The following is a 21,391-nucleotide window of genomic DNA, read 5'->3' on the forward strand; positions in this document are numbered from 1 at the left end:
GAGCCGGCCGTCGTTGGACCCGGGCTGCGTCGTTCCTCACATGTCTCCGGGCCGGCTCCATATTCGCCCCGGTCCGCTCGGTGGGTGTGTAGAGTGGAGGAACCGACGCGGGGTGGAGCAGCTCGGTAGCTCGCTGGGCTCATAACCCAGAGGTCGCAGGTTCAAATCCTGTCCCCGCTACGAAAAGAAGGGCCCGGGCGACCGGGCCCTTCTGCATGAAGCGCGACGTGCGACGTTGGCCTGGGTGCCGGAGCGAATGTCTGCTGAGCCCGGGATCTCGCGTGGGACACCTCCACCGCCTGTCGCCCATCTGCTTCTCGCGGCCGGCGGCGGGGTGCAAAGCGGTGATTTCCTGGACGTGTGCTGTTGCGCGGCACTCCGAACTGGGTGTGTCCGCAGCGTAGACGGCCCCGGCCGGTCGTCCGGCTGGTCACACCGGCCCGGGGCCAACTACGTGTCGAACCTTCTTACTTGCTGGTGCGGTAGGCGCGGTGGATGGTCTGGGTCAGGGTGTTGCCGTCGGCGTCGGTGAGGCTGACGCGCAGCGAGACCGGGCCGGGCTTGGCGGGGCTGCGCAGCTTGAGCTGCTTGCCGTTCACGGCGGTGGTCTTCTTCCAGGTCCTGCCGTCGTCGTAGGAGACGGCGAAGGCCAGTTTGCGCAGCGTGTCGACCTTGGTGGCCGCGCCCTGGAGGGCGAAGGGCACGGTGAGGGTCGTACCGGCCTTGGCGGTACTGGCCGTCGACAGGCTGGGCGTGTAACGGACGACCGTCAGCGGGAGCCGCTTGGCCTTGTCACCGGAGACGTGCGCCGAGGTGAAGGTCCAGGCGGCCGTCGTACGGGTGCTGACCGCGGACTGTGCCGGAGCGCGGGAGACGTCCACGGCGAGCTTGTACGTGCGCTTGCCCGCGGGAACCGTGTACGAGTCGCCGTTCAGCTCGTCGTTCACGGCGAAGATCTTCTTGCCGTCGGCGTAGAGGGAGCTCTTGGCCTTGGTGTGGGCGGAGGTGCCCTGGTTGCCGACGCCGTCGGAGAACAGCGGCATGTACGCGGCGAAGGTGTCGCCGCTGCGGACCGCTCCGGGCCGGTCCTCGCCGTTCGTCGGGGCGCTCGAAGGGAGGGACGGGCCGAAGACGCCGATGTTGAAGCGCTGGGTGTAGTCCCGGCCCGCCGCGTACGCCCTGGCCGGGCCGGCCTGTCTGCTCTCCCAGGTCGGGTCGCCCTCGGCATCGGGGGCGCCGAGCTGGCTGGCCTGGTAGAACCACTTGATTCCGTTGGGCAGTACGTAGTCGGTGCCGGTCAGCGGCAGGCGGCCCTCGGTCCAGAAGGGGTTGTAGAAGCCGCCGGGCATCAGCGGCGCGGCCCAGACGTGCGCCGTCTTGCCCTTGACCGGTGTCCCGACGACGACCTTGACCTTGGTGAGCTGCGAGCGCTTGACGTTCTTGGTGAAGCCGGACAGGTCACCCGTACGGTTCCAGGCCAGCCGGTAGTTGACGGCCTTGTGGGTCCAGATGCCGTGGTACATCGCGGACACCTCGGCGGCCGGCGCCGGGGCACCGAGCTGTCCGACGCGGATGCTGCCGAAGGAGGGGGCGCCGTACAGAGAGGTGTACGGCTTGTTGTTGACGTCGACGTGGAAGAAGAACATCGCGCCCGCGGGCTTGGCCGCGCCGTCCGGCACGGTGATCTTGACGGGCTTCGTCTTCCGGGCGTCCATGACCAGGGTCGTGTCCTTGGTCAGCGCGAACTTCGGGTACAGCAGCACGGACCCTCCGGTGCTGACGGTGCGGAGCACGCCTTCCAGGGCGTAACGCCCCTTCGGCAGACGGATGGTGACCTCGCCGTCCTTCTCGTCGGAGGCCTCCGTCCAGACGTCGTTGTCCAGGCCGTAGATACTCGTCAAGGCGTCGCCGAGGGCCTTGCCCTTGAGGTCGAGGTGCTTGATGGTCAGGTCGTACGACTCGACCTCGCGGACTACGCCCAGGGAGGTGCGCGCGGTCGTCGTGCCGTCGGCGGTGGTGGCGGTCAGCGAGCCTCCGAAGCTGCCTTCGGCCGTTCCCACGCGGGTGTCGGTGGTCACGGTGGCGGTCGCCTCACCGCCCGCCGGGACGGTGAGCCGCTGCGGGGAGACCGTGAACAGGCCCTCGGCCGCGGGCTTTCCGTCGTTGCCGTAGGCCTCGGTGGCCAGGTCGAGGGTGACCGGCTCGGTGCCCGCGTTGCGGTACGTGACCTCCTTGGTGACGGGTCGGTCGTCGGTGTGGGGGTACGCCTGTGTCCCGAAGCCCAGCGCGGTCGGACTGCTGGTGAGCTGCTGGGTGATCGCCCTGGCGACGTCCACCCGGCCGGTGCCCTGGATGTACGCGGAGGTGGCGTCGGTCGGCTTCGCGGAGGCGGTGAGGGCGGCCTTGATCTGCGGGCCCGTCCAGTCCGGGTGCTGCTGCGCCAGGATCGCCGCGGCGCCCGCCACGTGCGGGGTCGCCATCGACGTACCGCTCATGGAGACATAGCCGTCGGCGGCGGGGTCGCCCATGTCGCCTTCGGCGGCCTTGGCGGCGACGATGTCCACGCCCGGCGCGGTGACGTCGGGCTTGAGGAAGCCGTCGGCCGTGGGGCCGCGGCTGGAGAACTCGGCGATGGCGTCCTCGCGGTCGACCGCGCCGACGGTGAGCGCGGAGGCCGCGCTGCCGGGGGTGCCGATGGTGCCCTCTCCCGGGCCCTCGTTGCCGGCGGCTATGACGAACAGGGCGCCGGAGCTTGCCGACAGGTCGTTGACGGCCTGCTCGACGGGGTCGATGCCGGGGGTGTCGGTGCCGCCCAGGCTCAGGTTGACGACCTTGGCGCCCCGCGCGACGGCCCACTGCATGCCGGCGATGACGCCGGAGTCGTCGCCCTCGCCGGAGTCGTCGAGCACCTTGCCGACCAGGAGCCGGGCGCCGGGCGCGACGCCCGCGTACTTCGCGCCCGCGGGGGACGCGGCCCCGGAGCCCGCGATCGTCGAGGCCACGTGTGTGCCGTGGCCCGCACGGTCGACGGTGTCCGCGGCGGTGGAGAAGTTCTTCGCCTCGTCGATCCGGTCCTTGAGGTCCGGGTGCGTGGCGTCGACGCCGGTGTCGAGGACGGCGACCTTGACGCCCTTGCCGTCGTATCCCGCCGCGTGTGCCGCGGGCGCGCCGATCTGCGGCACGCTCCTGTCCAGGGTCGCCCTGACCTTGCCGTCCAGCCAGATCTTTTTGACCTTCGCGGAGCCGGTCGCGCTGGTGAGGGTCTCCCACAGCGCGGAGCCCCCGGACTTACGGGCGCGCACGGCGTCACCGTTGATGCTCGGCAGATCCCGCCGGACGGTCGCGCCCGAGCCGCGGAACGTACTCGCCGATACGGACCTGCCCTTGTCGTAGGTGACGATCAGCGGCAGGTCGGCGCGGCGGGCGTCGTCGTAGCGCGAACTCACCAGCTGCGTCACGTCGAACAGCCGTCGGTCGGCGGTCCCGTTCGCGATCAGCGGTTCGGCGTCGCGCGGCAGGACGTACGCGTGGCCCGCGGCCTGCTGGACGCGGAAGCCCATACCCTCGCGGCCCTTGGCTGCCACCACGCCGGTGACCTTGCCCTTGGCGTCGAGGGTCACCCGGTCGCCGGTGACGAGGGTGACGGTCCTGGCGGGGGTGCCGGTACCGGTGGAGGGCGCGGCCTCGGCGTTGTCGGGCGTGCTCGCCAGCAGCCCGGCGCCGAGCGCCGCCACCAGGGCGGCCGCCAACGGGACGGTGGTGACCGCTCGTCTCCTGTGCTTGTGCGACTTCAAGTCAAGCCTTTCCATATGGTTCATGGCGGTTTGTTCGCAGGTTCGGGGCAGCATCGGGGCGCGGCGGAGCGACGCTGTGGCCGCTCGGCCGCGTACGGAGAGAGATCCAGAGAGGAAACTGCGAGAGAGAACCGCGAGGAGGATCGGGTCGGACGAGGCGCTCGGACAGATGCCGGAAGATGCCGGACAGATGTCAGACGAGACGCTTACGACCCCAGAGGATGACGAACACCACGATGCCGGCGGTCAGGGCCAGCAGGATCGAGGAGCCGAGCCACTGCATGGACGACATCTGGGAGATCGGGATGTAGTCGACCGACCAGCCGACGACCTGTGCCTTGTCCAGGCAGGCGTCGCGGGCCTTCTCCGTTGCCTCGGCGCAGCTGCCCCAGCCGATGAGGTCACCGGAGGCGGTGAGGTAGGACTCGTCCAGCTGGTGGGCGCCGTCGGGCACGTTCGGCGTGGAGTTGTCCCCGACACCGTTGTGGCTGGTGACCGTGACGACGTTGGCGAGGGACAGTCGGAAGTACGACCAGACCATCTGCACGGCGACGGTGAAGCCCAGGGTGACGACCATGGACAGCAGGGTCCGGCGCAGCAGCATGCCGATCGCCACGCCACCGACGACGGTGAGCAGGGAGAGCGCCACAGGCACGGGTCCACTGTTGTCGAAAACGGGACCGTCGGTCCAACTCGTGAAGTACGACGACGACTTGACGGGCGACCACCACCAGGTGAACGCGGCGGAGAGCGCCGTGGTGCACACCACGACCACGAGCGCGGTCACCCCGAGCTTGGTGGCGAGCCAGCGAACGCGGCTGACGGACTGCGCGTTGACCAGCTTGGCGGTGCCGTTCTCCAGGTCGCCGGCGAGCAGGGGCGCTCCGACGAAGACACCGATCAGGACGGGCAGGAACCCGAGCATCATGGCGGCCACGTTGAGCGGATCATGGTCGAACTTGGCCTCCCAGCCGGACTTGAGGTCGGGGTAGCCGTACCCGCCGAGGTACGTGATCATCTCGTGGCGCTGGTAGACGAACACCGCCACGGTGATCGCGGTGGCGGTCAGCATCGTCCAGTAGGCGGCGCGATGCTGTCGCCAGACGAGCCAGTTCATGCCGCTGAGCCGGAGGCCGCGGCCACGACCACGGCCGGCTTCGGCGCCGGCGGAGTCGGAGTCGGAGAGGGTGCTGTCGGTGTTGGTCATCGTGCTCATGCCGCCACCGCCTGGGGGGCGACGTAGGAGCTGGGACTGATCAGGGGCGGGGCCTCGGGCGAGCGCAGATAGGCGAGCAGGAGTTCCTCCAGGTTCGGGGTGCTCGCCTCCCAGGGGCCCGTGACCGGCCCGTCGGGGCGTACCAGTGAGGTGAACTGCCGTCCGCTGGTACGGGTTTCGACGACGGTGTGGTATGCCAGTTCCGGGGGCGTCCGTCCGTCGGAGTGGACCCCGGTCAGCACGGCGTGGGCGGTGCGCAGTTCGTCGACCTCACCGGCCAGGCGCAGTCCGCCGCCCGCGATGACCAGCAGGTAGTCGCAGGTGTTCTCCAGCTCGGCGAGCATGTGCGTGGACATCAGCACGGTGGTGCCGCGCTCGGCGGCCTCGGCCAGCAGCGTGCCCATCAACTCGTGGCGTACCAGTGGGTCGAGGTCGGACATCGGCTCGTCGAGGAGCAGCAGGTCGGGACGCTTACCGAAGGAGACGGCGAAGGCCACCCGGGTGCGCTGGCCGCCGGAGAGTGTGCCGATCTTCGCGTCGAAGGGCACATTGCCCGCGCGGACGATGTTCTCGGCGGCCCGCTGGTCCCAGCCGGGGTTCAGTTCGCGGCCCATGCGCAAGGTCTCGGCGACGGTGAAGCGCCGGAACAGGGGCTTCTCCTGGGCGAGGAAAGCGGTCCGCCGAGTGGCCTCCGCGGACTCCGGGGCCTCTCCGAACACCCGCAGGGTGCCGGTGGTCGGCTCCAACAGGTTGGCGGCGATGGCCATCAGCGTGGTCTTGCCGGCTCCGTTGGGACCCACCAGACCGCAGATCCGCCCTGCAGGCAGCCGGAAGGAGCAGTCCCGGAGCGCCCAGCCCCGGCGGTACTTCCGGCCGACCCCGCGGGCTTCTATCGCGGCGGTTTCCGCCGACCCCCCGTAACCCGTTTCGTAGCTCATCATGCGTGTTCCCCTTGTTCCTGTTGTCGCTGTTGTCGCTGGTCACTCGTGTTCGGTGGCAGGCCTGGTCCCGGCGTACCGCTCCTCCATCACCGACGTGACCAGAGCGGTCACGTCGTCCTGCTCAAGACCCGCCTCGCGGGCCCGGTCCATCCAGTCCGCCAACTCGCCGCGCAGCGGCGAATCAGCCCCCGCCTGGGGACGAGCAAGCGACTGACGCACGAAGGTCCCCAGTCCCGGTCGCGCTTCGACCAGGCCCTCCCGCTCCAGTTCGCGGTACGCCTTGAGCGTGGTGTTGGGGTTGACCGCGGAGGTCTGGGCAACCGCCTTGGCCGTGGGCAACTGATCGCCGGGCCCGAGTACACCGAGCCGCAACGCCTGCTTGGTCTGCTGAACGATCTGCTGATAGGCGGCGACCCCGCTCCGCCTGTCGATGCGGAACTCCAACCCCTTCACCACCATTTCACTAGTCGACTAGTGAAATGATGATGGAGCATCGATCGCGGACCTGTCAAAGCCCACAGCTCGGGGCGCCGACGGCGAGCCGTAGCGCGTTGCTTGCGGCCGGGTGTCGCTGTCGGTGCGGGTGTGTTCTCGACGGCAATGCATCGAACGCTATGTGGACAGATCGGGTGACCGTCGGGCCTGCCCGGGTTGGCAGGGTGATGTGGATCAAGCGGGATGGTGGATTGCCCAATTGATGACCATTGTTCACGCTGGGAGCGGCTTCGCCTTCATCTTTCCAGCGGAGGTGTATTTCTCCGGCCGGAACACAATCCGCTCCGGCGTGATTAGCAATCGCGAACATGTTTCGGGGCGCCGAACCGTACGTGTCGTACTCCGGCAGGTCGATGGCCTCCCCGCACGTCGCTGGCGCCGCCGCCCCGGGTGCTCCAGCAGCACCCGGACTGGAGCGGAGCCCGGCTGAAGGCACTCCTGACCGGTTCGGCCAAGCCCAACCCGCTGCTGAACGCCCATCAGCAGGGCGCGAGCCGAGTGAGTGGACCTGGAGCGTGCCGCCACGGCCCTGGCCGTCTCCGAGCCCGGCTTCCTCGGCTTCGGCACGCATGCATACCCAACGCGGCCGCCCGGTTGCCCACGGCTCCAGACGCAGCCGCACGCCCGCGAGCCGCGACCGACGGTGCCGACAACGTGCCCTGGCTCCAAGTCGAGGCCCGCGGGAGGGCGTCATTCACGACGCGGCATGCTCGCGGTTTCGGTGACACTCCGTGGCCGGTGTGGACACTCGGACTTTCCAATTGGCGTCTTGCCGCTACCGCCTTGTTGGTTAAGGTGGCGGGTGAGACTGATTTCGATGCCCTTGGCCATGGTGATGGACAGGCCGGCGCGAGTTCGGGACCGCACAGGCTGAGGGCTCCCGCACGGCCGATTCGGATACGACGGGAGGGGGAGGTGCGTCGCATCTGCCGGATGGTCTGCGACGGTGTGCGGGTTGTTCCCCGTCTCGGTCATGAACGGGGTGTTCGGTTCGACCGCCACCACATAGGGGGTCGAGGCGCGAGCGGGCCGGTAGGGCACGGTGTGCGGCGGGTGGTACACGCGCTCATCGGCCCTGGCGGCGACGGCCACGACAATGCCGTACCCGAACTGCCCGTGGAAGCCGAGGTACTGAGGGGACACCTGGGCCGTGGGGTGCCGGGACTCACGGTCACCGGAGTCGTCCGGAAACAACAAGAGGGTTTGGAGCAGGGGAAACATGAAGCCGCTGATTCGTTGCCGCCCACCGGTCGGATGAAGGGCCGCGCTCTCACCCTGCCTCAGGAAGTCAAGATCCGGAACACCATCCACCGGTCACGGCGAAGCACCGCCGGTCGACCGGACGCGGTGGGCGTGTGACCGGCCGGTCGGGGCCCGCGGTGCTGCCTCCGTCGCTGCGTGCGTGGCTCGGGCTGATGGCGGCCCTCGCCGCCCTGGTGGTCGTCGTGGTCGGGGTCCTGTACGCCGGCGACAGCGAGCCCGGCAGGGTGGACGCGCGGATCTGGGCGGTAGTGGACGGTGCGGGGCCGCCGTGGCGGCACGTCGCTCTGGCCACGGACTTCCTGGGGGAGCCCGTGGGAGCGGCGACGCTGGTCGTGGCCGCCGTGACGGGCTGCCTGCTGCTTCGCTGTCCTCGCGCGGCGGTGCTGGTCGTCGCCGGCACCGCCACGACCGTGGGGACGGCGACGCTGCTCAAGTCCCTGGTGGGACGCACCATCCACGGCGAAGACAACCTGTCCTACCCGAGCGGCCACACCGCCTTCCTCACCGCGCTCGCCCTCGTGGTGGCGCTGTTCGCGACCGGCCGACTCGGCCTCGGCAGGACGGCCGGCGCACTACTCGTGCTCGCCGCGGCGCTGGTCGCGGGCGGGGCCATGGGCTGGGCACAGGTCGCCCTCGGCGCGCACTACCCGACCGACGTCCTCGGCGGCTGGTGCACCGCGCTGGCGGTGATACCGGCGACCGCGTGGCTGGTCGACCGGACGGCTGACCGGCTGGTCGACCGGATGGCCGACGCCGGTCGGCCGGCCTGAGCGTCGCTGACGTCACGTTGCGGCACGGCACGTCAGGCCAAGCGGCGGAATACGGGCTTCACCGGTCGACCGGCCAGCCAAGGGGTGGGGTCGGCGGCGTCCAGTGCCTTCCGGTACACCGCACATGCCTGGGCCACCACGTCGACGGTGTGATCGATGTCGGCTTCGCTGAGTGCGCTGCTCACCACGAACGACGGGGCCAGCACCCCGCCCGCGAGGAGCCGGCGCAGGAACAGGGTGCGGTACTCCTGCGACGGCTGCCCGTTCTCGTCGAGGGTGGCGAAGACCAGGTTGCTGGCCCGGCCCCGGACGACGATGTGGTCGCCGACGCCCATGCCGGCAGCTGCGTCGCGGACACCGGCGGCCAACCGCTCGCCGAGGGCGTGCAGCCGCGCCGTGACGCCCTCTTCGACATAGATGGTCTGCACGGCCATCGCCGCTGCCAGGGAGTGCGTCTCCGCACCGTGCGTGGTGGACAGCAGGAACACCCGGTCGCCGGAGTGGCGCAGCCCGCCCAGCTCCATCAGATCGCGGCGCCCGGCCAGCGCGGAGACGGCGCATCCGTTGCCCAGCGCCTTGCCGAACGTGGAAAGGTCGGGGGCGACGCCGTACAGGCCCTGGGCGCCCGCCTCGGACCAGCGGAAACCGGTGATCATTTCGTCGAACACCAGGACGCAGCCGTGCCGGTCGGCCAGCTCGCGCAGGCCGGCGAGGTACCCGGGCGGAGGCTCGGTGTGGGTTGCGGGTTCGAGGATCAGGCAGGCGACCTCGTCCTGGTACCGGGTGAGCAACTCCTCCGTGGCGGCCAGGTCCCCGTAAGGGAACGCCACGGTCAGTTCGTCGGTCGCCGCCGGAATGCCGGCGGACATCGGCGTGGTGCCGATGAACCAGTCGTCGGTGGAGAAGAACGGGTGGTCGGCGCAGATGGCCACCCGTGGGCGCCCGGTGGCGGCGCGGGCGAGGCGCACCGCGGCGGTGGTGGCGTCGGAGCCGTTCTTCGCGAACTTCACCATCTCGGCGGTCGGCACCGTGGCCAGGAAGCGTTCCGCCGCTTCGACCTCCACGATGGACGGCCGGACGAAGTTGCTGCCGCGGTCGAGTTCCCGTCGCACCGCCTCGATCACGCGTGGGTGGGCGTGGCCGAGGCTGACCGACCGCAGCCCGGAGCCGTACTCGACGTAGCGGTTGCCGTCGATGTCCCACACGTGGGCACCGCGGCCGTGGCTGATGACCGGGGCCAGGTTCTCGGGGTACTGGTCGTCGCCCTTGGCGTAGGTGTGCGCGCCCCCGGGGATCAGGGCGTGCAGCCGTTCGTTCGCCGTCCGCGACCGGGGCAGGAGGAACTCTTCGGTGGGTTCGGTGTCCACGCGGACCTCAACTCTCTCGGTGCTTCAGGACTTCGGCGAGGCTCGGCGCCTCCCGGTCCCGCTGGGACATCGATGTGACCGGCAGCGGCCAGGGAATGGCGAGCTCCGGGTCGTCGAAGGCGATCGTCACGTCCTCGGCGGGATCGTGCGGGCGGTCGATCCGGTACGAGGTGTCGGCGGTCTCGGTCAGCGCCTGGAAGCCGTGCGCGCACCCCGCCGGGATGTACAGGGTCATCTGCGTCGCGTCGGACAGTTCGTAGAAGGCCCGGTTGCGATAGGTCGGCGAGTCCGTCCGCAGATCCACGACGACGTCGAAGATCTTTCCGTACGAGCACCGCACCAGCTTGGCCTCGCCGGCGCCGGAGCGCAGATGCAGGCCGCGCAGCACGCCCTGGACCGAGCGGGACAGGCTGTCCTGGACGAAGGCGTCCGGGTCGAGGCCGACCGAGCGGACCACATCGGCGTCGAATGTGCGGCAGAAGAAGCCGCGCTCGTCGGCGTACGCCGTCGGTTCGAAGAGGTAGGCGCCGGCGATCGCCGGGACTTCGGTGGCTTTCACGGGGTCTCCTGCCGAGCATGGGTGTGGGCGTGGCCGGTCGCCGGGAACAGAGCCGCGGTCAAGGCGGTGAACTGGTGCTCGAGTTGCCGGGTGGCGACCTGGTTCCGCTCGGTGAGGGTCCGCCGCAGCTCCGCCGATCTCTTCTCCAGCGCCTGGAACTGCTCGTACAGCCGGTCGGCGTCGACCTCGCGAGCAGAGTGGCAGTACGCGTCCAGCCCCATCCGAGCCATGAGCGCGTCGCTCTTCGCCGCATAGCTGAGTGCGAGCGTCGGCGTGCCGACCCTCAGCGCGCAGACCAGGTTGTGGTACCGGGTCGCCACCACGGTGTCGGCAGCCGCCGTCTCCCTCATCAGGTCGGCCAGCGAGGCCGCCTCGGCGGCGGTGACCAGCGGCGAGTCCACCGCGTCGATGATCGCGGCGACCACCGGCGCATCGCACTCGTCACCGGTGAGCAGCTGGACCGGCCTGCCGTCCTCGACCAGCGCGCGGACGAAGCGGGTCGTCCCGTCGAGGTAGCGCCGGTGGATCTCCTCGGCCCGGGCACGGTCGTCGTCGCCGCCGTGGAAGTCCATGACACCGACGCAGACCAGGCCCGGCGGGCCCGAGGGCGCGCTCGACGGCGGCGCCGGGAGCGCGAACGCGAGGTCCGGGTAGACCTCGTCGCGCGCGGTGTCCACGCCCATCGCCCGCATCGCGTCGCGGGACAGGGTGTCCCGGTACGAGCGGTACGCGGCCAGCCGCGCCGACCAGCGCACCAGGGTCCGGGTCGGCCGGTTGCCGATCGCGGCGGCGCCGACGCCGACCAGCGCGACCCGGGTGCCGAACAGCCGGCCGCTCGCGCAGAGCAGGAACAGCGCGTACGGGAAGCCCCACGGCCGCAGCGGCAGCGTGGCCTCCAGGACGCCCATGCCCGGCACGATCACCACCTCGTGCCGGTGTATCCAGGCAGCGGTGCGGAAGGCGTCCACGAGTTTGCCCAGCGCCTTCCCCGCGATCGCGCCCGCACGTGACGCGGTCCGGTACTCCCCGCGGTACCAGTGCAGCCGTGTCGCGGGGATCCCGTACCGGGCCGTGACGACCTCGGGTCCGCCGCACAGCGCGTCCACGACCGCCTCCGGGTGCTCGGCGCGGAGGTACCCGAGCACGGCCTCCAACGACCCGTCGTTGCCGAGGTTGCCGGAGCCGAGCAGGCCGAAGACCCCGACGCGCGCCGGAGTTCCGTTCGCAGGCGTCATGCCTGCCTCCCCTCACGGCCGGCGACAAGGTCGTCGACGGAGACGGTGAGCCCGTCCGGGTCGACCGGGGCGCGGTCCTCGACCCGCTCGCCGGCGCCCGGCCGGACGCGGCTGGTCATCCACGCGGCCAGGTGGCGGTAGCAGGCACGCCGGTCGGCCGGGGACAGCGGCGCCCGCCGGATCGCCGAGGCGAAGCCCCACACGTACTCGGCGAGCAGCCGGGGCGTCGGGTGCAGCGGGCCTGCCCGGCGTGGGTCCAGGTTGACGCAGCGGGAGCGCTTGGACGGGTTCGCCCGCTCGGCGCGGCTGGGGTGGTCGCGGCGGAAGTACAGCAGCTCCGGCACCTGGTGGAAGGGCCCGTGCAGGGTGATCTCGGCGACGAACGTGCGGTCCGCGTGGTGGTAGCTGTCGTGCGGCTTCACCCGGCGGAGCACGTCGGCCCGCATCACCCCGTAGAAGTCGTCGCCGCCGGGCTCGAACAGCAGGCTGCGGAAGCGCTCCGGCGCGTGCGGTGAGTCGGTGGCGAGCCCGTACTCGTACGGGACCTTCACCTTGCCGTCGCCGTCGATGACCGCCTGGCCGCTGTGCGCGAGGATCACGTCCGGCCGCTCGTCCAGCGCCTGGACGCAGCGCAGCAGCAGGTCCCGGGCGTACAGGTCGTCGTGCGAGGCCCACTTGAACAGCTCGCCGCGGCACTCGGTGAACACATGGTTGTGGTTCGGCGCGGCGCCGATGTTCCGGGGCAGCCGGAGGTACCGGATGCGCGAGTCCTTCGCGGCGTACCGGCGGCAGATGTCCCGGGTCCCGTCGGTCGAGGCGTTGTCGGAGATCACCAGCTCGAAGTCCTCGTAGGTCTGGCCGAGCAGGGCGTCGAGCGACTCGGCCAGGTACTCCTCGCCGTTGTACACGGGCAGGCCGAGGCTCAGCCTGGGTTGCGCGGTCATGAGGTCCTCACTTCGGGAATGGGATTGCGGTGGCGCTCGCGCAGGGCGGACCGCAGCTGCAGCCACCACACGGCCGAGCTGCAGACGGTCGCGGCGGCGACGCCCCAGGCCGAGCCGACCGTGCCGGCCACGGCCGCCCCGCCGAGTCCGCCGCCGACGTAGCAGGCGGAGGCGAACAGTTGGCTGCGCAGGCTGCGCCGGGCCGCGCCGAGTGCGCGCAACCCGGCCGCGGCGCCGGTGCCGAGGCCGGCGCCCGCGACGCCGAGCGTGGCCGGCACGATGAGCTCCGAGGCCGAGCTCCAGACGTCGCCGAGCACGAACTCGCCGAGCCGGTCCGGCACCAGCAGCAGCGCCGCGCCCCAGAGCAGCGCGGCCACGGCCTGCCCGGCACCGAGCACGAGACAGAACTTGGCCAGCCGGTGCGGGGCCCGCCGCAGCACCCGTGCCGCCTCCGCGACGGTCACCAGCGAAAGACCCATCAGCACGGCGAGGAACGGGCCGAGCAGCAGCTCCGCGCCACGGACCGTACCCACCGCGCCGACGCCGACGATCGCGCCGAGCCCGTACGCCCGCAGCTGGCTCGCGCCGCTGACGCCGACGTTCTCGGCCAGGTACCGGTAGCTGAGATCGCGCTGCTCACGCAGCCACTCGCGCGCCCCGGTCATCCGGGGCCGGATGCCGGACTGGAGACAGCCGTACACCGCGGCCACCGCGGCGGACGCGCCCCACGCGAGGACGAAAGCGGCCACGCTGCCCACGCGGGCCGCCACCACCATGGCCGGGACGAGCGCGACGCCCCACACGAGGTCGTTGACGAACGCCTTCCGCCCGTTGCCGGCGGCGAAGAACGAGTACCGCCAGGCGTCCTGCAGCAGCAGCCCCGGCAGCATGACGCCGAGGCAGGCGAACGCCGGCCCCACGCTGCCGCCGAGAGCGAGCCCGACCACCAGACACACCGCGCCGATGGCGGCGCCGACGTTGAGCGCGGTACCCGAGGACCGGCCGACCGCCTGGCGCCAGGACGCGTCCGGCACGCCGCTGAAACGGACTACGAGCGGGTCGGTGGCCAGCCCGCGGGAGACGCTGAGCACCACGCCGTAGGTCACCCAGGCCAGGCCGAACACGCCGAACGCGGTCACGCCCAGCGAGCGGGCCACGTAGATCCCCACCGCGAAGTTGGTCATGCTGGAGGCCGCCTGGTCGGCCAGTCCCCAGGACAACCGGCCGACGACGGCCCGCCGGGCGGACCCGGCCGGCGTCGTCTTCGCCCCCTCGGTGGTCATCGGCGTCATACCTTGATCAGCCCGGCGCCGTGCAGGGCGTCGGCCGCGGCGACGACGGTGTCGAAGGGCAGCCCGGACCGCTCGGCGACGTCCAGCAGACCGTGCTCGCCGTCGGAGAGGCTGAGCACCCAGAGCATGGCCATCTGGGCCTGCTTGGTGTCGCTGCGGCCGCCGAGCGCGTCGTACAGGCCGCGTCGGCCCAGCTGCGGTTCGCCGTAGGGGCTGAGGTTGACGTACCGCCGGTTGCGGTCGAGGACGGCGAACGCTTCGCGGCAGACGGCGAGCGTGTCCGCCATCGCCTCCGGGGAGACGAAGTCCGGGTTGTCCGCCGAGGTGTGGTACTCGGGGTAGCCGGCGTACGGGGTCCGGCTGAGCGAGCCCACACCGAGATCGAACCCGGGCGAGCAGTACTGCCGCTCGTCGTAGCCGTACGGTGTGAACTCGTTGACGTGGTGCGGGCGTTCGGAGGCGGCCAGCACGTGCCGCATCACCCGGTCGATCTCCGCGTCGCCGTGCCTGCTCTGCTTGTACGTCAGTCGGCCCGAGTCCCCGGCGCAGGCCAGCACCAGGCCGTGCTTGACCCGCTCGATCCGCTCCGCGTTGCGGGCCAGCCAGGTGATCGCCCCGATGGTGCCGGGCGCGAAGATGAACCGGTAGGTGTAGTACGGCGTCCGCTCCGCCAGCGCCCGGGCGAGGAACGTCGCCACCGCGATGCCGGCCAGGTTGTCGTTGGCCAGGGACGGGTGGCAGACGTGGCAGGAGACGATCACCTCGTCGGCGACCTGCCCGGGGACCACGTGCTCGGCGTAGGTGAGGTGCCCGTCGGCGAGAGTGGAGTCGATGAGCACCTCGTACTCGCCGTCCGGCAGCGCGTCCAAGGTCTTCTGAGCCAGGCAGAACCCCCATTCCGGCTTGTAGTAGCTGGTGCGGTACGGCACCCAGGACGGGTGGTCCGGCAGGGTGTGCAGATGCCCACGCAGCTCGGACAGCGGCATCGTCGCCGACACCGGCACGCTGTAGCCGAGCACGTGCAGGCTGGACGCGGCGAAGTCGACGACCCGGTTGCCGGCGCTGTCGGCGATGTACGCGTCCCGGATGTTCCACTCCTGCGGCACCGTCCAGTCGAGCACCTGGGTTCCGGTCGGCACCTCGTGCACCCGCAGCGGGACGTACTCGTCGACGATCTCCAGGGTGGCGCGCACACCGTCGCCGGTGATGCTCCGGCACAGCGGGTACAACCGCTCCACCAGTGTGTGCATCTCCTCGCCGGCCGCGGTCATCGGCGCCACCGCAGGGTGTCGTCGACGGCGCCGGCCTCGGATGCCGCGCGCAGCACGGCGAGGCGGGTGAAGCGCCGCTCGAAGTCCTCCGTGGTCAGCCCGAACTTCCGGTAGGCGTCGGCGAGTTCGAGCGCGCCCTGCTTGACCGTCCACTCACAGTCGAAGCCGGGGATCGCGGCACGGAACCGGGCGAAGTCCACCCGGTACGACCGCGGATCGGCACCGTTCTCCCCGGTGATCCTCACCTTCGCCCCGGACACCGCCTCGGCGACCTGCTCGGCGATCTCGGCGACCGTGACGTTGTTGGTCTCGCTGCCGATGTTGAACGCCAGGTCGTGCACCGCTTCGCGCGGCGCGGTCAGCGCGGCCGTGAAGGCCCGTGCGATGTCGGCGGCGTGGACCAGCGGGCGCCAGGGGGTGCCGTCGGAGAGCACAAGGACCTCGCCGGACAGGAGTGCGTGGCCCACCAGGTTGTTCAGCACGATGTCGGCGCGCAGCCGGGGGGAGAAGCCGAAGGCGGTGGCGTTGCGCATGTACACCGGGCTGAAGTCGCCGTCGGCGAGCGCGTGCAGGTCGTCCTCCACCCGCACCTTCGACTCCGCGTACGGCGTCACCGGGCGCAGCGGGGCGTCCTCGGCCACCAGGTCGGTGCCGCCGGCGGCACCGTAGACCGAGCACGTCGACGCGTACAGGAAGCGCCGCACTCCGGCGTCGCGGGCCAGCCGGGCCAGGCGTACGGACGCGTGGTGGTTGATGTCGTAGGTGAGCTCCGGCGCCAGCGATCCCAGCGGGTCGTTGGACAGGGCTGCCAGGTGGATCACGGCGTCCACCCCGGCCACGTGCTCGGCCGTGACGTCGCGCAGGTCCACCCGCGGCCCCGGCGGGTCCGCGGGCTGCGGGCCCAGCACACAGTCGGCGAACAGGCCGGCGTCAAGACCGACGACCTCGTGCCCGGCGGCCGCGAGTACCGGGGCCATCACGGTGCCCAGGTAGCCCTGATGTCCGGTCAGCAGTACGCGCAAGGTTCATTCCCCCAGGTCGAGAGTGAGTTTGGTGACGGCGAACGCCTCGGCGTAGCGCGCGTGGCATTCGATGCCGCGGATCCGGGCCAGCCCGAGGAAGGCCTCCCGGTCGTACCAGGGCCGGTGCCGTTGCGAGGGGTAGTGCTCCTGCAACAGCCGCACCTTCCGTTCGGCGATCTCCGGCGACAGCGGCTGGTAGGCCGTCGGGCGGCCGAGATCGCCGTCCCACTTGACGATCTCGTAGCCGAGCACGAGGTGGTCACGGAACGCGGTGGGTATCAGCTTCGCCAGGCCGCGGTGATCCTGGTGCGCGTCCTCGGTGCGCGGGGCCAGCACGAGATCCGGCTCGGTCTGCCCGCGCAGTTCCTCGACCGCCGCCTTGGCCTCCTCCCAGTGCGCGGGCAGCCTGCCGTCCGGCAGCTTGTGCACGGTCAGCCGCAGGTCGGCCCCCGGGCAGAAGGCGGCGAGCGCGGCCTGTTCCTCCTGCTCCCGCTCGCCGCCACCGCCGGAGAGCACCAGCGCGTCGACCCGGACACCCGGCCGCGCGAGGCACAGCGTCAGCAGGGTGCCGCCGGCGCCGATGGCGATGTCGTCGCAGTGCGCGCCCACCGCGACGATCCGGTCCAGGCGCCCGGCCCCGAGCCGGATCACGCCCTCGCTCCGGAACCGTTGCCGCTGCCGGTCGCGCTCGCCCCCGCGCCGTCCCGTTCCCACACGGCCCACGGGCGGTCGCCCCGGGCGTAGGCGTCGTCGAGCGCGGCCCGCTCCTTCACGGTGTCGGTCGGCTTCCAGAAGCCGCGGTGCTGGTGCGCCACCAGCCGGCCGTGCTTGGCCAGTTGGGCGCATCCGTCGGCGACCAGGTCCCCGCCCTCCGGGATGTGGTCGAAGACCTCCTGGCGGAGCACGAAGTAGCCGCCGTTCTCCCACAGCGGCATGTCGCTCACCGCGGTGATGCCCCCCACCAGGCCGTCGTCGCCCAGGTCCACACAGTGGAACGAGGACTGCGGCGGCACCACCATCATCGACGCGCCGGCGTCGCGCCGGGCGAACTTGTCGATCATCTCCGGCAGCGGGGCATCGGTGAGCACGTCGGCGTAGTTCGCGAGGAACATCTCGTCGCCGTCCAGGTGGTGCCGCACCCGGCGCAGCCGCTCCCCGATCGGCGACTCGATACCGGTCTGCGCGAACGTGATCGTCCAGGAGGCGATGTCGGTGGACAGCAGCTCGGTCCGCCCGCCCCGCAGCACGAAGTCGTTGGACGTCGTCTCCTCGTAGTTGAGGAAGAAGTTCTTGATGTGGTGAGCCCCGTACCCGAGGCACAGGATGAACTCCGTGTGCCCGAAGTACGCGTAGTAGCGCATGACGTGCCAGATCAGCGGCCGCGGGCCGACCATCGCCATCGGCTTGGGCACGTCGTCGGAGGCTCCGCTGCGCATGCGCAGCCCGTAGCCGCCGCAGAACAGTACGACCTTCATGCCTTGACCTCGACAATGCTCAGTTCCGGTATCGGAAAGACGAGCCGGCCGCCCCAGGCGTGCACGAAGGACAACTGCTCGACCAGTTCGGCCCGCAGGTTCCACGGGAGGACCAGGACGTAGTCCGGTTCGTCTGCGGCAATCTGCTCGGGCGGCAGGATCGGGATGCGGGTGCCCGGGGTGAACCTGCCGTGCTTGTAGGGGTTGCGGTCGACCGTGTACGGGAGCAGGTCGGGCCGGATGCCGCAGTGGTTGAGCAGGGTGTTGCCCTTGCCCGGGGCGCCGTAACCGACGACCGTCTCGCCGCGCTCGGCGGCCTCGATGAGGAACCGCAGCAGGTCCCGGCGCACCTTGGCCACCCGGGCGGAGAACTCGGTGTACCCGGACAGCTCCTGCAGTCCGGCGGCCTTCTCCCGGTCCAGCACGTCGGCCACCCGCCGGGTCGGCTCGCCGGCCACCTCGGCCGGCCGGGCCCACAGCCGGATGGAGCCGCCGTGCGTGGGCAGCAGCTCGACGTCCACGAGCGTGAGCCCGCCGCTCGCCAGCGCCCGGGTCGCGGACGCGACCGTGTAGTACTGGAAGTGCTCGTGGTAGATCGTGTCGTACTGGTTCTCCTCGATCAGGGTCAGCAGGTGCTGCACCTCGATGGAGACCCAGCCGTCGTCGGCGACCAGGGCGCGCAGCCCTTGGGTGAACCCGACCACGTCGGGGATGTGCGCGTACACGTTGTTGGCCACGACCAGGTCCGCCGGGCCGTGCTCGGCGCGGACGCCGGCGCCGGTGGCCGGGTCCAGGAACTCCGTGAGCGTGGGCACACCCGCGTCCCGCGCCGCGGCGCCGACGTTCACCGAGGGCTCGATGCCGAGGCAGCGGATCTGGCGGTCCACCAGGTGCCGCAGCAGGTACCCGTCGTTGCTCGCGACCTCGACCACGAAGGCGTCGGCGCCCAGACCCAGCCGCTGTACGGCATCGGCGACGAACGTGCGCGCGTGCTCCACCCAGGAGGTCGAGAAGGAAGAGAAGTAGGCGTACTCCTTGAACGTCTCCTCCGGCGTGATCAGCGGAGGGATCTGCGCGAGCCAGCAGTCGGTGCAGACCCGCAGGTGCAGCGGGTACGCCGGCTCCGGCTGGTCCAGTTGGTCCGCGGCGAGAAAGCTCTCACACGGCGGCGTCGCGCCCAGATCGACGACGCTCACCAGCGCCGCCGAGCCGCAGAGTCGGCATCGTGTCATTGACTGCCCCCATCCCGCTCGCGCGGGTGTCCCCGCCGCGAGCCAGTGCTTTTGTCCCCAACCGGCGGCGGGCTGTCCCCGCCGCCGGACCGACCCGCGATCGCGGTGCGGTACTCATCCACCAGGCGCTCCAGCCCGACGGCCGGGCTGAAGTCCCGCTCGTAGCGGCGCCGGGCCGCCTGGCCCATCTCCCCGTTGCGGGCCGGCTCGGCCGTGATCCGGCGCAGGCAGGACGCGAGCGAGGCGGGCTCGCCCGGCCGGTGCAGCAGCCCGGTCACCCCGTCCTCGACGAGTTCGACGAAGGCGCCGTGACCGGCGGCGACGACCGGGACCCCCGCCGCCATCGCCTCCACGACCACCAGGCCGAACGCCTCCAGCCACGTGGAGGGAGCCACCACGGCGACCGACCGCGCGACGGCCTTCTGGCACTCCGCCGTGTCATAGAGGCCGACGTACCTGACGTCGTCCCGGCCCGCCGCCCAGGCGGTCACCTCCGGCTCCAGCGGCCCCGTACCGGCGATCACGAGCGGGACGCCCACCCCGCCGTCGGCGGCGAGTTCGTCCCACGCGGCCATGAGCAGCCGCACGCCCTTGGCCTCCGCGAGCCGGCCGAGATAGAGCAGATGCTCGCCCGCGCCCGAACGGCAGGCGCCCGGATCGGGCACGAAGTTGTGCTTCACCGCCAGCCGCTCGGCCGGCATCCCCGACCGCACCAGCACGTCGCGCTGTGCCGCGGAGATGCAGAAGAACCGCTCCACGCCGGACCACCACCGCCGCCGGTTGACCGACAGGCTGACCGCGAGCGGCACCGTGGCCAGCCGGGAGTTGCGGTAGCAGCCGTGCCGGACGGCGGGCAGCGGCGTGGACCCGACGCACTCCGTGCACGGCCGGCCGTCCCGCTGCAGCGTGCCCGGCGGGCAGACCTGGGTGTAGTTGTGCAGGGTGGCGACGGCGGGCACGCCGGCGTCGGCGCAGGCGGCCAGCACCGCCGGCGACAGGAGCGGGAAGACGTTGTGGACGTGCACCACGTCCGGCCGTTCGCTGCGGAGCCGGGCGGCGAGCTCCGTGCGGACCGCCGGGTTCCACGGCACCAGCAGCGGTAGCGCGGCCTTGCCCAGCAGGGACCGGCCGGCGATGTCGTCGCTGCGCCGCTCGAACACCCCGACCCGGTGGCCGGCCCCGCGCAGCAGCGCCACCTCCTGGTCGACGACCTTGTTCTCCCCGCTCGGCTGCGCCGAGGCGTAGCGGTTGTGCACCACGATGACGTGCATGGTCAGGCCACCTCCGATCTTCGGCCCCATCGTGGGACGGGCCGGCGAGGGACGTCGGGCGCCGAGAGGGCGGTGGCCTCGGCAGGTGCCGCCAACAGCGAGGCGGCCACGGCCAGATGCAGCAGATACGGCGAGGCGTCGCCCAGCCCTGCCTCGGTGTACGACGCGAGAGCGCAGTAGCTGATCAGGAAGAGCGCGCAGGCCCGCGACAGCGACGGTGGCCGCAGCAACGCGACGCCGCCCAACACGATGATGATCGCCGCCACCAGGGCGACGCCGGTCACACCCTGCTCGTGGTAGACGGCCAGCCAGCTGTTGTCGATCGGCAGCCCGCCGAACGACTTGTCGCCCAGACCCGCGCCGAACAGGTACTCCGAGGTCGTCCGGGGTGCTGCCAGCAGGGCGTCCCAGACCTTGGCCCGGCCGGTGAGGCTGGTGAAGTTCTCCTGGGTCTGTCCGCGCAGGAACCACGCCTGCAGCGCGGAGCCGAACCCCACCGCGGCCACGGCGGCGCACAGCACCGCCCAGGCGAAGAAGCGGCGGGCGGCGGCGCTGGTCAGGAAGAGCGAGCCGATCGCCAACGTCAGCCCGATGAGCAGGCCGAGCGTGGCCGTGCGGGTATGGGTCAGCGCGAGCAGGACGACTGCCGGCACGATGACCAACGCCGCGTTGCGCCCGCCGGTCCGGCGGCCCAGAACGAGCAGCACGGCCAGCCCGATGATCACCGCGGCGTACTGTCCGATCTGCGGCGGGGTGAGCGGCCACAACGCGCCGACCAGCCGCCCGCCGTAGAGCTCGGGCAGGGCGGCGCCCGGTGAGATGATCACGCCGGCGGCCACCGACCCGAGGACCACGAAGTACATCCGGATGTGGAGCCGGACGAAGGTCAGGCTGCCGTCCCACCAGCGGCTGAGAAGCCACAGCGTGCTGACGAAGAGAGCCAGCCGGGCGCAGCGGAACACCGCGCCGAACCCGGACTCCAGGTCCGCGCTGGAGATCACGCTCGGCACCAGCAGCAGGGTGAGCAGGAACACGAAGGCGCTGGCTCGGATGCGTAGCCGGGGATTGACCATGAGCGCCAGCGTGAACGCGGCGACCAGCGCGCCCATGGTGACCATCTGGATGAGGGAACGGGGCAGCGGGACGATGGTCTTCGCCCCCGCGGAGCCGAGCGTGTTGAGGACCAGCAGCCCCCAGCTCGTCCCGACGATCTTCGACGTGTGGTCCGTGTGCTCTGGGCTCAT

General features: G+C 71.2%; 18 protein-coding genes and 1 tRNA gene. 2 read left to right on the forward strand and 17 right to left on the reverse strand.

Going from position 1 to position 21,391, the window contains the following annotated elements; genetic code table 11:
- Positions 1-106: 106 nt before the first annotated feature.
- Positions 107-180 (forward strand) — tRNA-Met (locus OG622_RS48380).
- A gap of 287 nt (positions 181-467) precedes the next feature.
- Here OG622_RS48380 and OG622_RS48385 read toward each other — a convergent pair.
- The 5 genes from OG622_RS48385 to OG622_RS48405 all read right to left on the reverse strand — a co-directional run bounded on the left by OG622_RS48385 (position 468) and on the right by OG622_RS48405 (position 7,757).
- A complete protein-coding gene (locus OG622_RS48385; protein ID WP_371583702.1) occupies positions 468-3,848 on the reverse strand; it encodes a S8 family peptidase in 3,381 nt (1,126 codons plus the stop codon).
- Between the two features lie 139 nt (positions 3,849-3,987).
- Entirely contained in the window at positions 3,988-5,010 is a 1,023-nt protein-coding gene (locus OG622_RS48390) for an ABC transporter (protein WP_371583704.1), read from the reverse strand.
- Entirely contained in the window at positions 5,007-5,948 is a 942-nt protein-coding gene (locus OG622_RS48395) for an ABC transporter ATP-binding protein (RefSeq protein WP_371584450.1), read from the reverse strand. Before OG622_RS48395 ends, OG622_RS48390 begins: the two co-directional genes overlap by 4 nt.
- Positions 5,949-5,990: 42 nt before the next feature.
- Complete coding sequence (locus tag OG622_RS48400) at positions 5,991-6,410, reverse strand: GntR family transcriptional regulator (RefSeq protein WP_371583705.1); 420 nt, start codon at positions 6,408-6,410, stop codon at positions 5,991-5,993.
- A 726-nt stretch (positions 6,411-7,136) separates the two neighbouring features.
- Positions 7,137-7,757, reverse strand: a complete 621-nt coding sequence (locus OG622_RS48405; RefSeq protein WP_371583706.1) for a hypothetical protein — start codon at positions 7,755-7,757, stop codon at positions 7,137-7,139.
- Between the two features lie 44 nt (positions 7,758-7,801).
- Here OG622_RS48405 and OG622_RS48410 point away from each other — a divergent pair, with 44 nt between their 5' ends.
- Complete coding sequence (locus OG622_RS48410; protein WP_371583708.1) at positions 7,802-8,479, forward strand: phosphatase PAP2 family protein; 678 nt, start codon at positions 7,802-7,804, stop codon at positions 8,477-8,479.
- A 32-nt stretch (positions 8,480-8,511) separates the two neighbouring features.
- Here OG622_RS48410 and OG622_RS48415 read toward each other — a convergent pair whose 3' ends face one another.
- The 12 genes from OG622_RS48415 to OG622_RS48470 are packed head-to-tail and all read right to left on the reverse strand — an operon-like array spanning position 8,512 to position 21,391.
- Positions 8,512-9,846, reverse strand: a complete 1,335-nt coding sequence (locus OG622_RS48415; protein ID WP_371583710.1) for a glutamate-1-semialdehyde 2,1-aminomutase — start codon at positions 9,844-9,846, stop codon at positions 8,512-8,514.
- A gap of 7 nt (positions 9,847-9,853) precedes the next feature.
- Positions 9,854-10,405: a dTDP-4-dehydrorhamnose 3,5-epimerase gene (rfbC, locus tag OG622_RS48420; protein ID WP_371583712.1), complete on the reverse strand. Its 552-nt coding sequence runs from the start codon at positions 10,403-10,405 to the stop codon at positions 9,854-9,856.
- Positions 10,402-11,640: a polysaccharide pyruvyl transferase family protein gene (locus tag OG622_RS48425; protein ID WP_371583714.1), complete on the reverse strand. Its 1,239-nt coding sequence runs from the start codon at positions 11,638-11,640 to the stop codon at positions 10,402-10,404. Before OG622_RS48425 ends, rfbC begins: the two co-directional genes overlap by 4 nt.
- Positions 11,637-12,584, reverse strand: coding sequence for a glycosyltransferase family 2 protein (locus tag OG622_RS48430; RefSeq protein ID WP_371583716.1), 948 nt, complete (start codon positions 12,582-12,584; stop codon positions 11,637-11,639). Before OG622_RS48430 ends, OG622_RS48425 begins: the two co-directional genes overlap by 4 nt.
- Positions 12,581-13,867: a hypothetical protein gene (locus tag OG622_RS48435; protein ID WP_371583718.1), complete on the reverse strand. Its 1,287-nt coding sequence runs from the start codon at positions 13,865-13,867 to the stop codon at positions 12,581-12,583. The genes OG622_RS48430 and OG622_RS48435 overlap by 4 nt, the downstream gene beginning before the upstream one ends.
- Positions 13,868-13,872: 5 nt before the next feature.
- A complete protein-coding gene (locus OG622_RS48440) occupies positions 13,873-15,156 on the reverse strand; it encodes a DUF4910 domain-containing protein (protein ID WP_371583719.1) in 1,284 nt (427 codons plus the stop codon).
- A complete protein-coding gene (locus OG622_RS48445) occupies positions 15,144-16,169 on the reverse strand; it encodes an NAD-dependent epimerase/dehydratase family protein (protein WP_371583721.1) in 1,026 nt (341 codons plus the stop codon). Before OG622_RS48445 ends, OG622_RS48440 begins: the two co-directional genes overlap by 13 nt.
- A gap of 3 nt (positions 16,170-16,172) precedes the next feature.
- A complete protein-coding gene (locus tag OG622_RS48450; RefSeq protein ID WP_371583723.1) occupies positions 16,173-16,820 on the reverse strand; it encodes a PIG-L deacetylase family protein in 648 nt (215 codons plus the stop codon).
- Positions 16,817-17,644 (reverse strand): glucose-1-phosphate cytidylyltransferase, encoded by an 828-nt coding sequence (locus OG622_RS48455; protein ID WP_371583725.1) that lies wholly within the window; start codon positions 17,642-17,644, stop codon positions 16,817-16,819. Before OG622_RS48455 ends, OG622_RS48450 begins: the two co-directional genes overlap by 4 nt.
- The gene (locus OG622_RS48460) at positions 17,641-18,876 is read right to left on the reverse strand and encodes a class I SAM-dependent methyltransferase (protein WP_371583727.1); all 1,236 of its coding nucleotides are present in this window, start codon (positions 18,874-18,876) and stop codon (positions 17,641-17,643) included. The genes OG622_RS48455 and OG622_RS48460 overlap by 4 nt, the downstream gene beginning before the upstream one ends.
- Positions 18,873-20,147 carry a glycosyltransferase gene (locus OG622_RS48465; protein ID WP_371583729.1) on the reverse strand — a complete coding sequence of 425 codons (1,275 nt, stop codon included), beginning with the start codon at positions 20,145-20,147 and terminating at the stop codon, positions 18,873-18,875. The genes OG622_RS48460 and OG622_RS48465 overlap by 4 nt, the downstream gene beginning before the upstream one ends.
- A 2-nt stretch (positions 20,148-20,149) precedes the next feature.
- Entirely contained in the window at positions 20,150-21,391 is a 1,242-nt protein-coding gene (locus OG622_RS48470) for an O-antigen ligase domain-containing protein (RefSeq protein ID WP_371583730.1), read from the reverse strand.

Source organism: Streptomyces sp. NBC_01314, assembly GCF_041435215.1.
Lineage (GTDB): Bacteria > Actinomycetota > Actinomycetes > Streptomycetales > Streptomycetaceae > Streptomyces.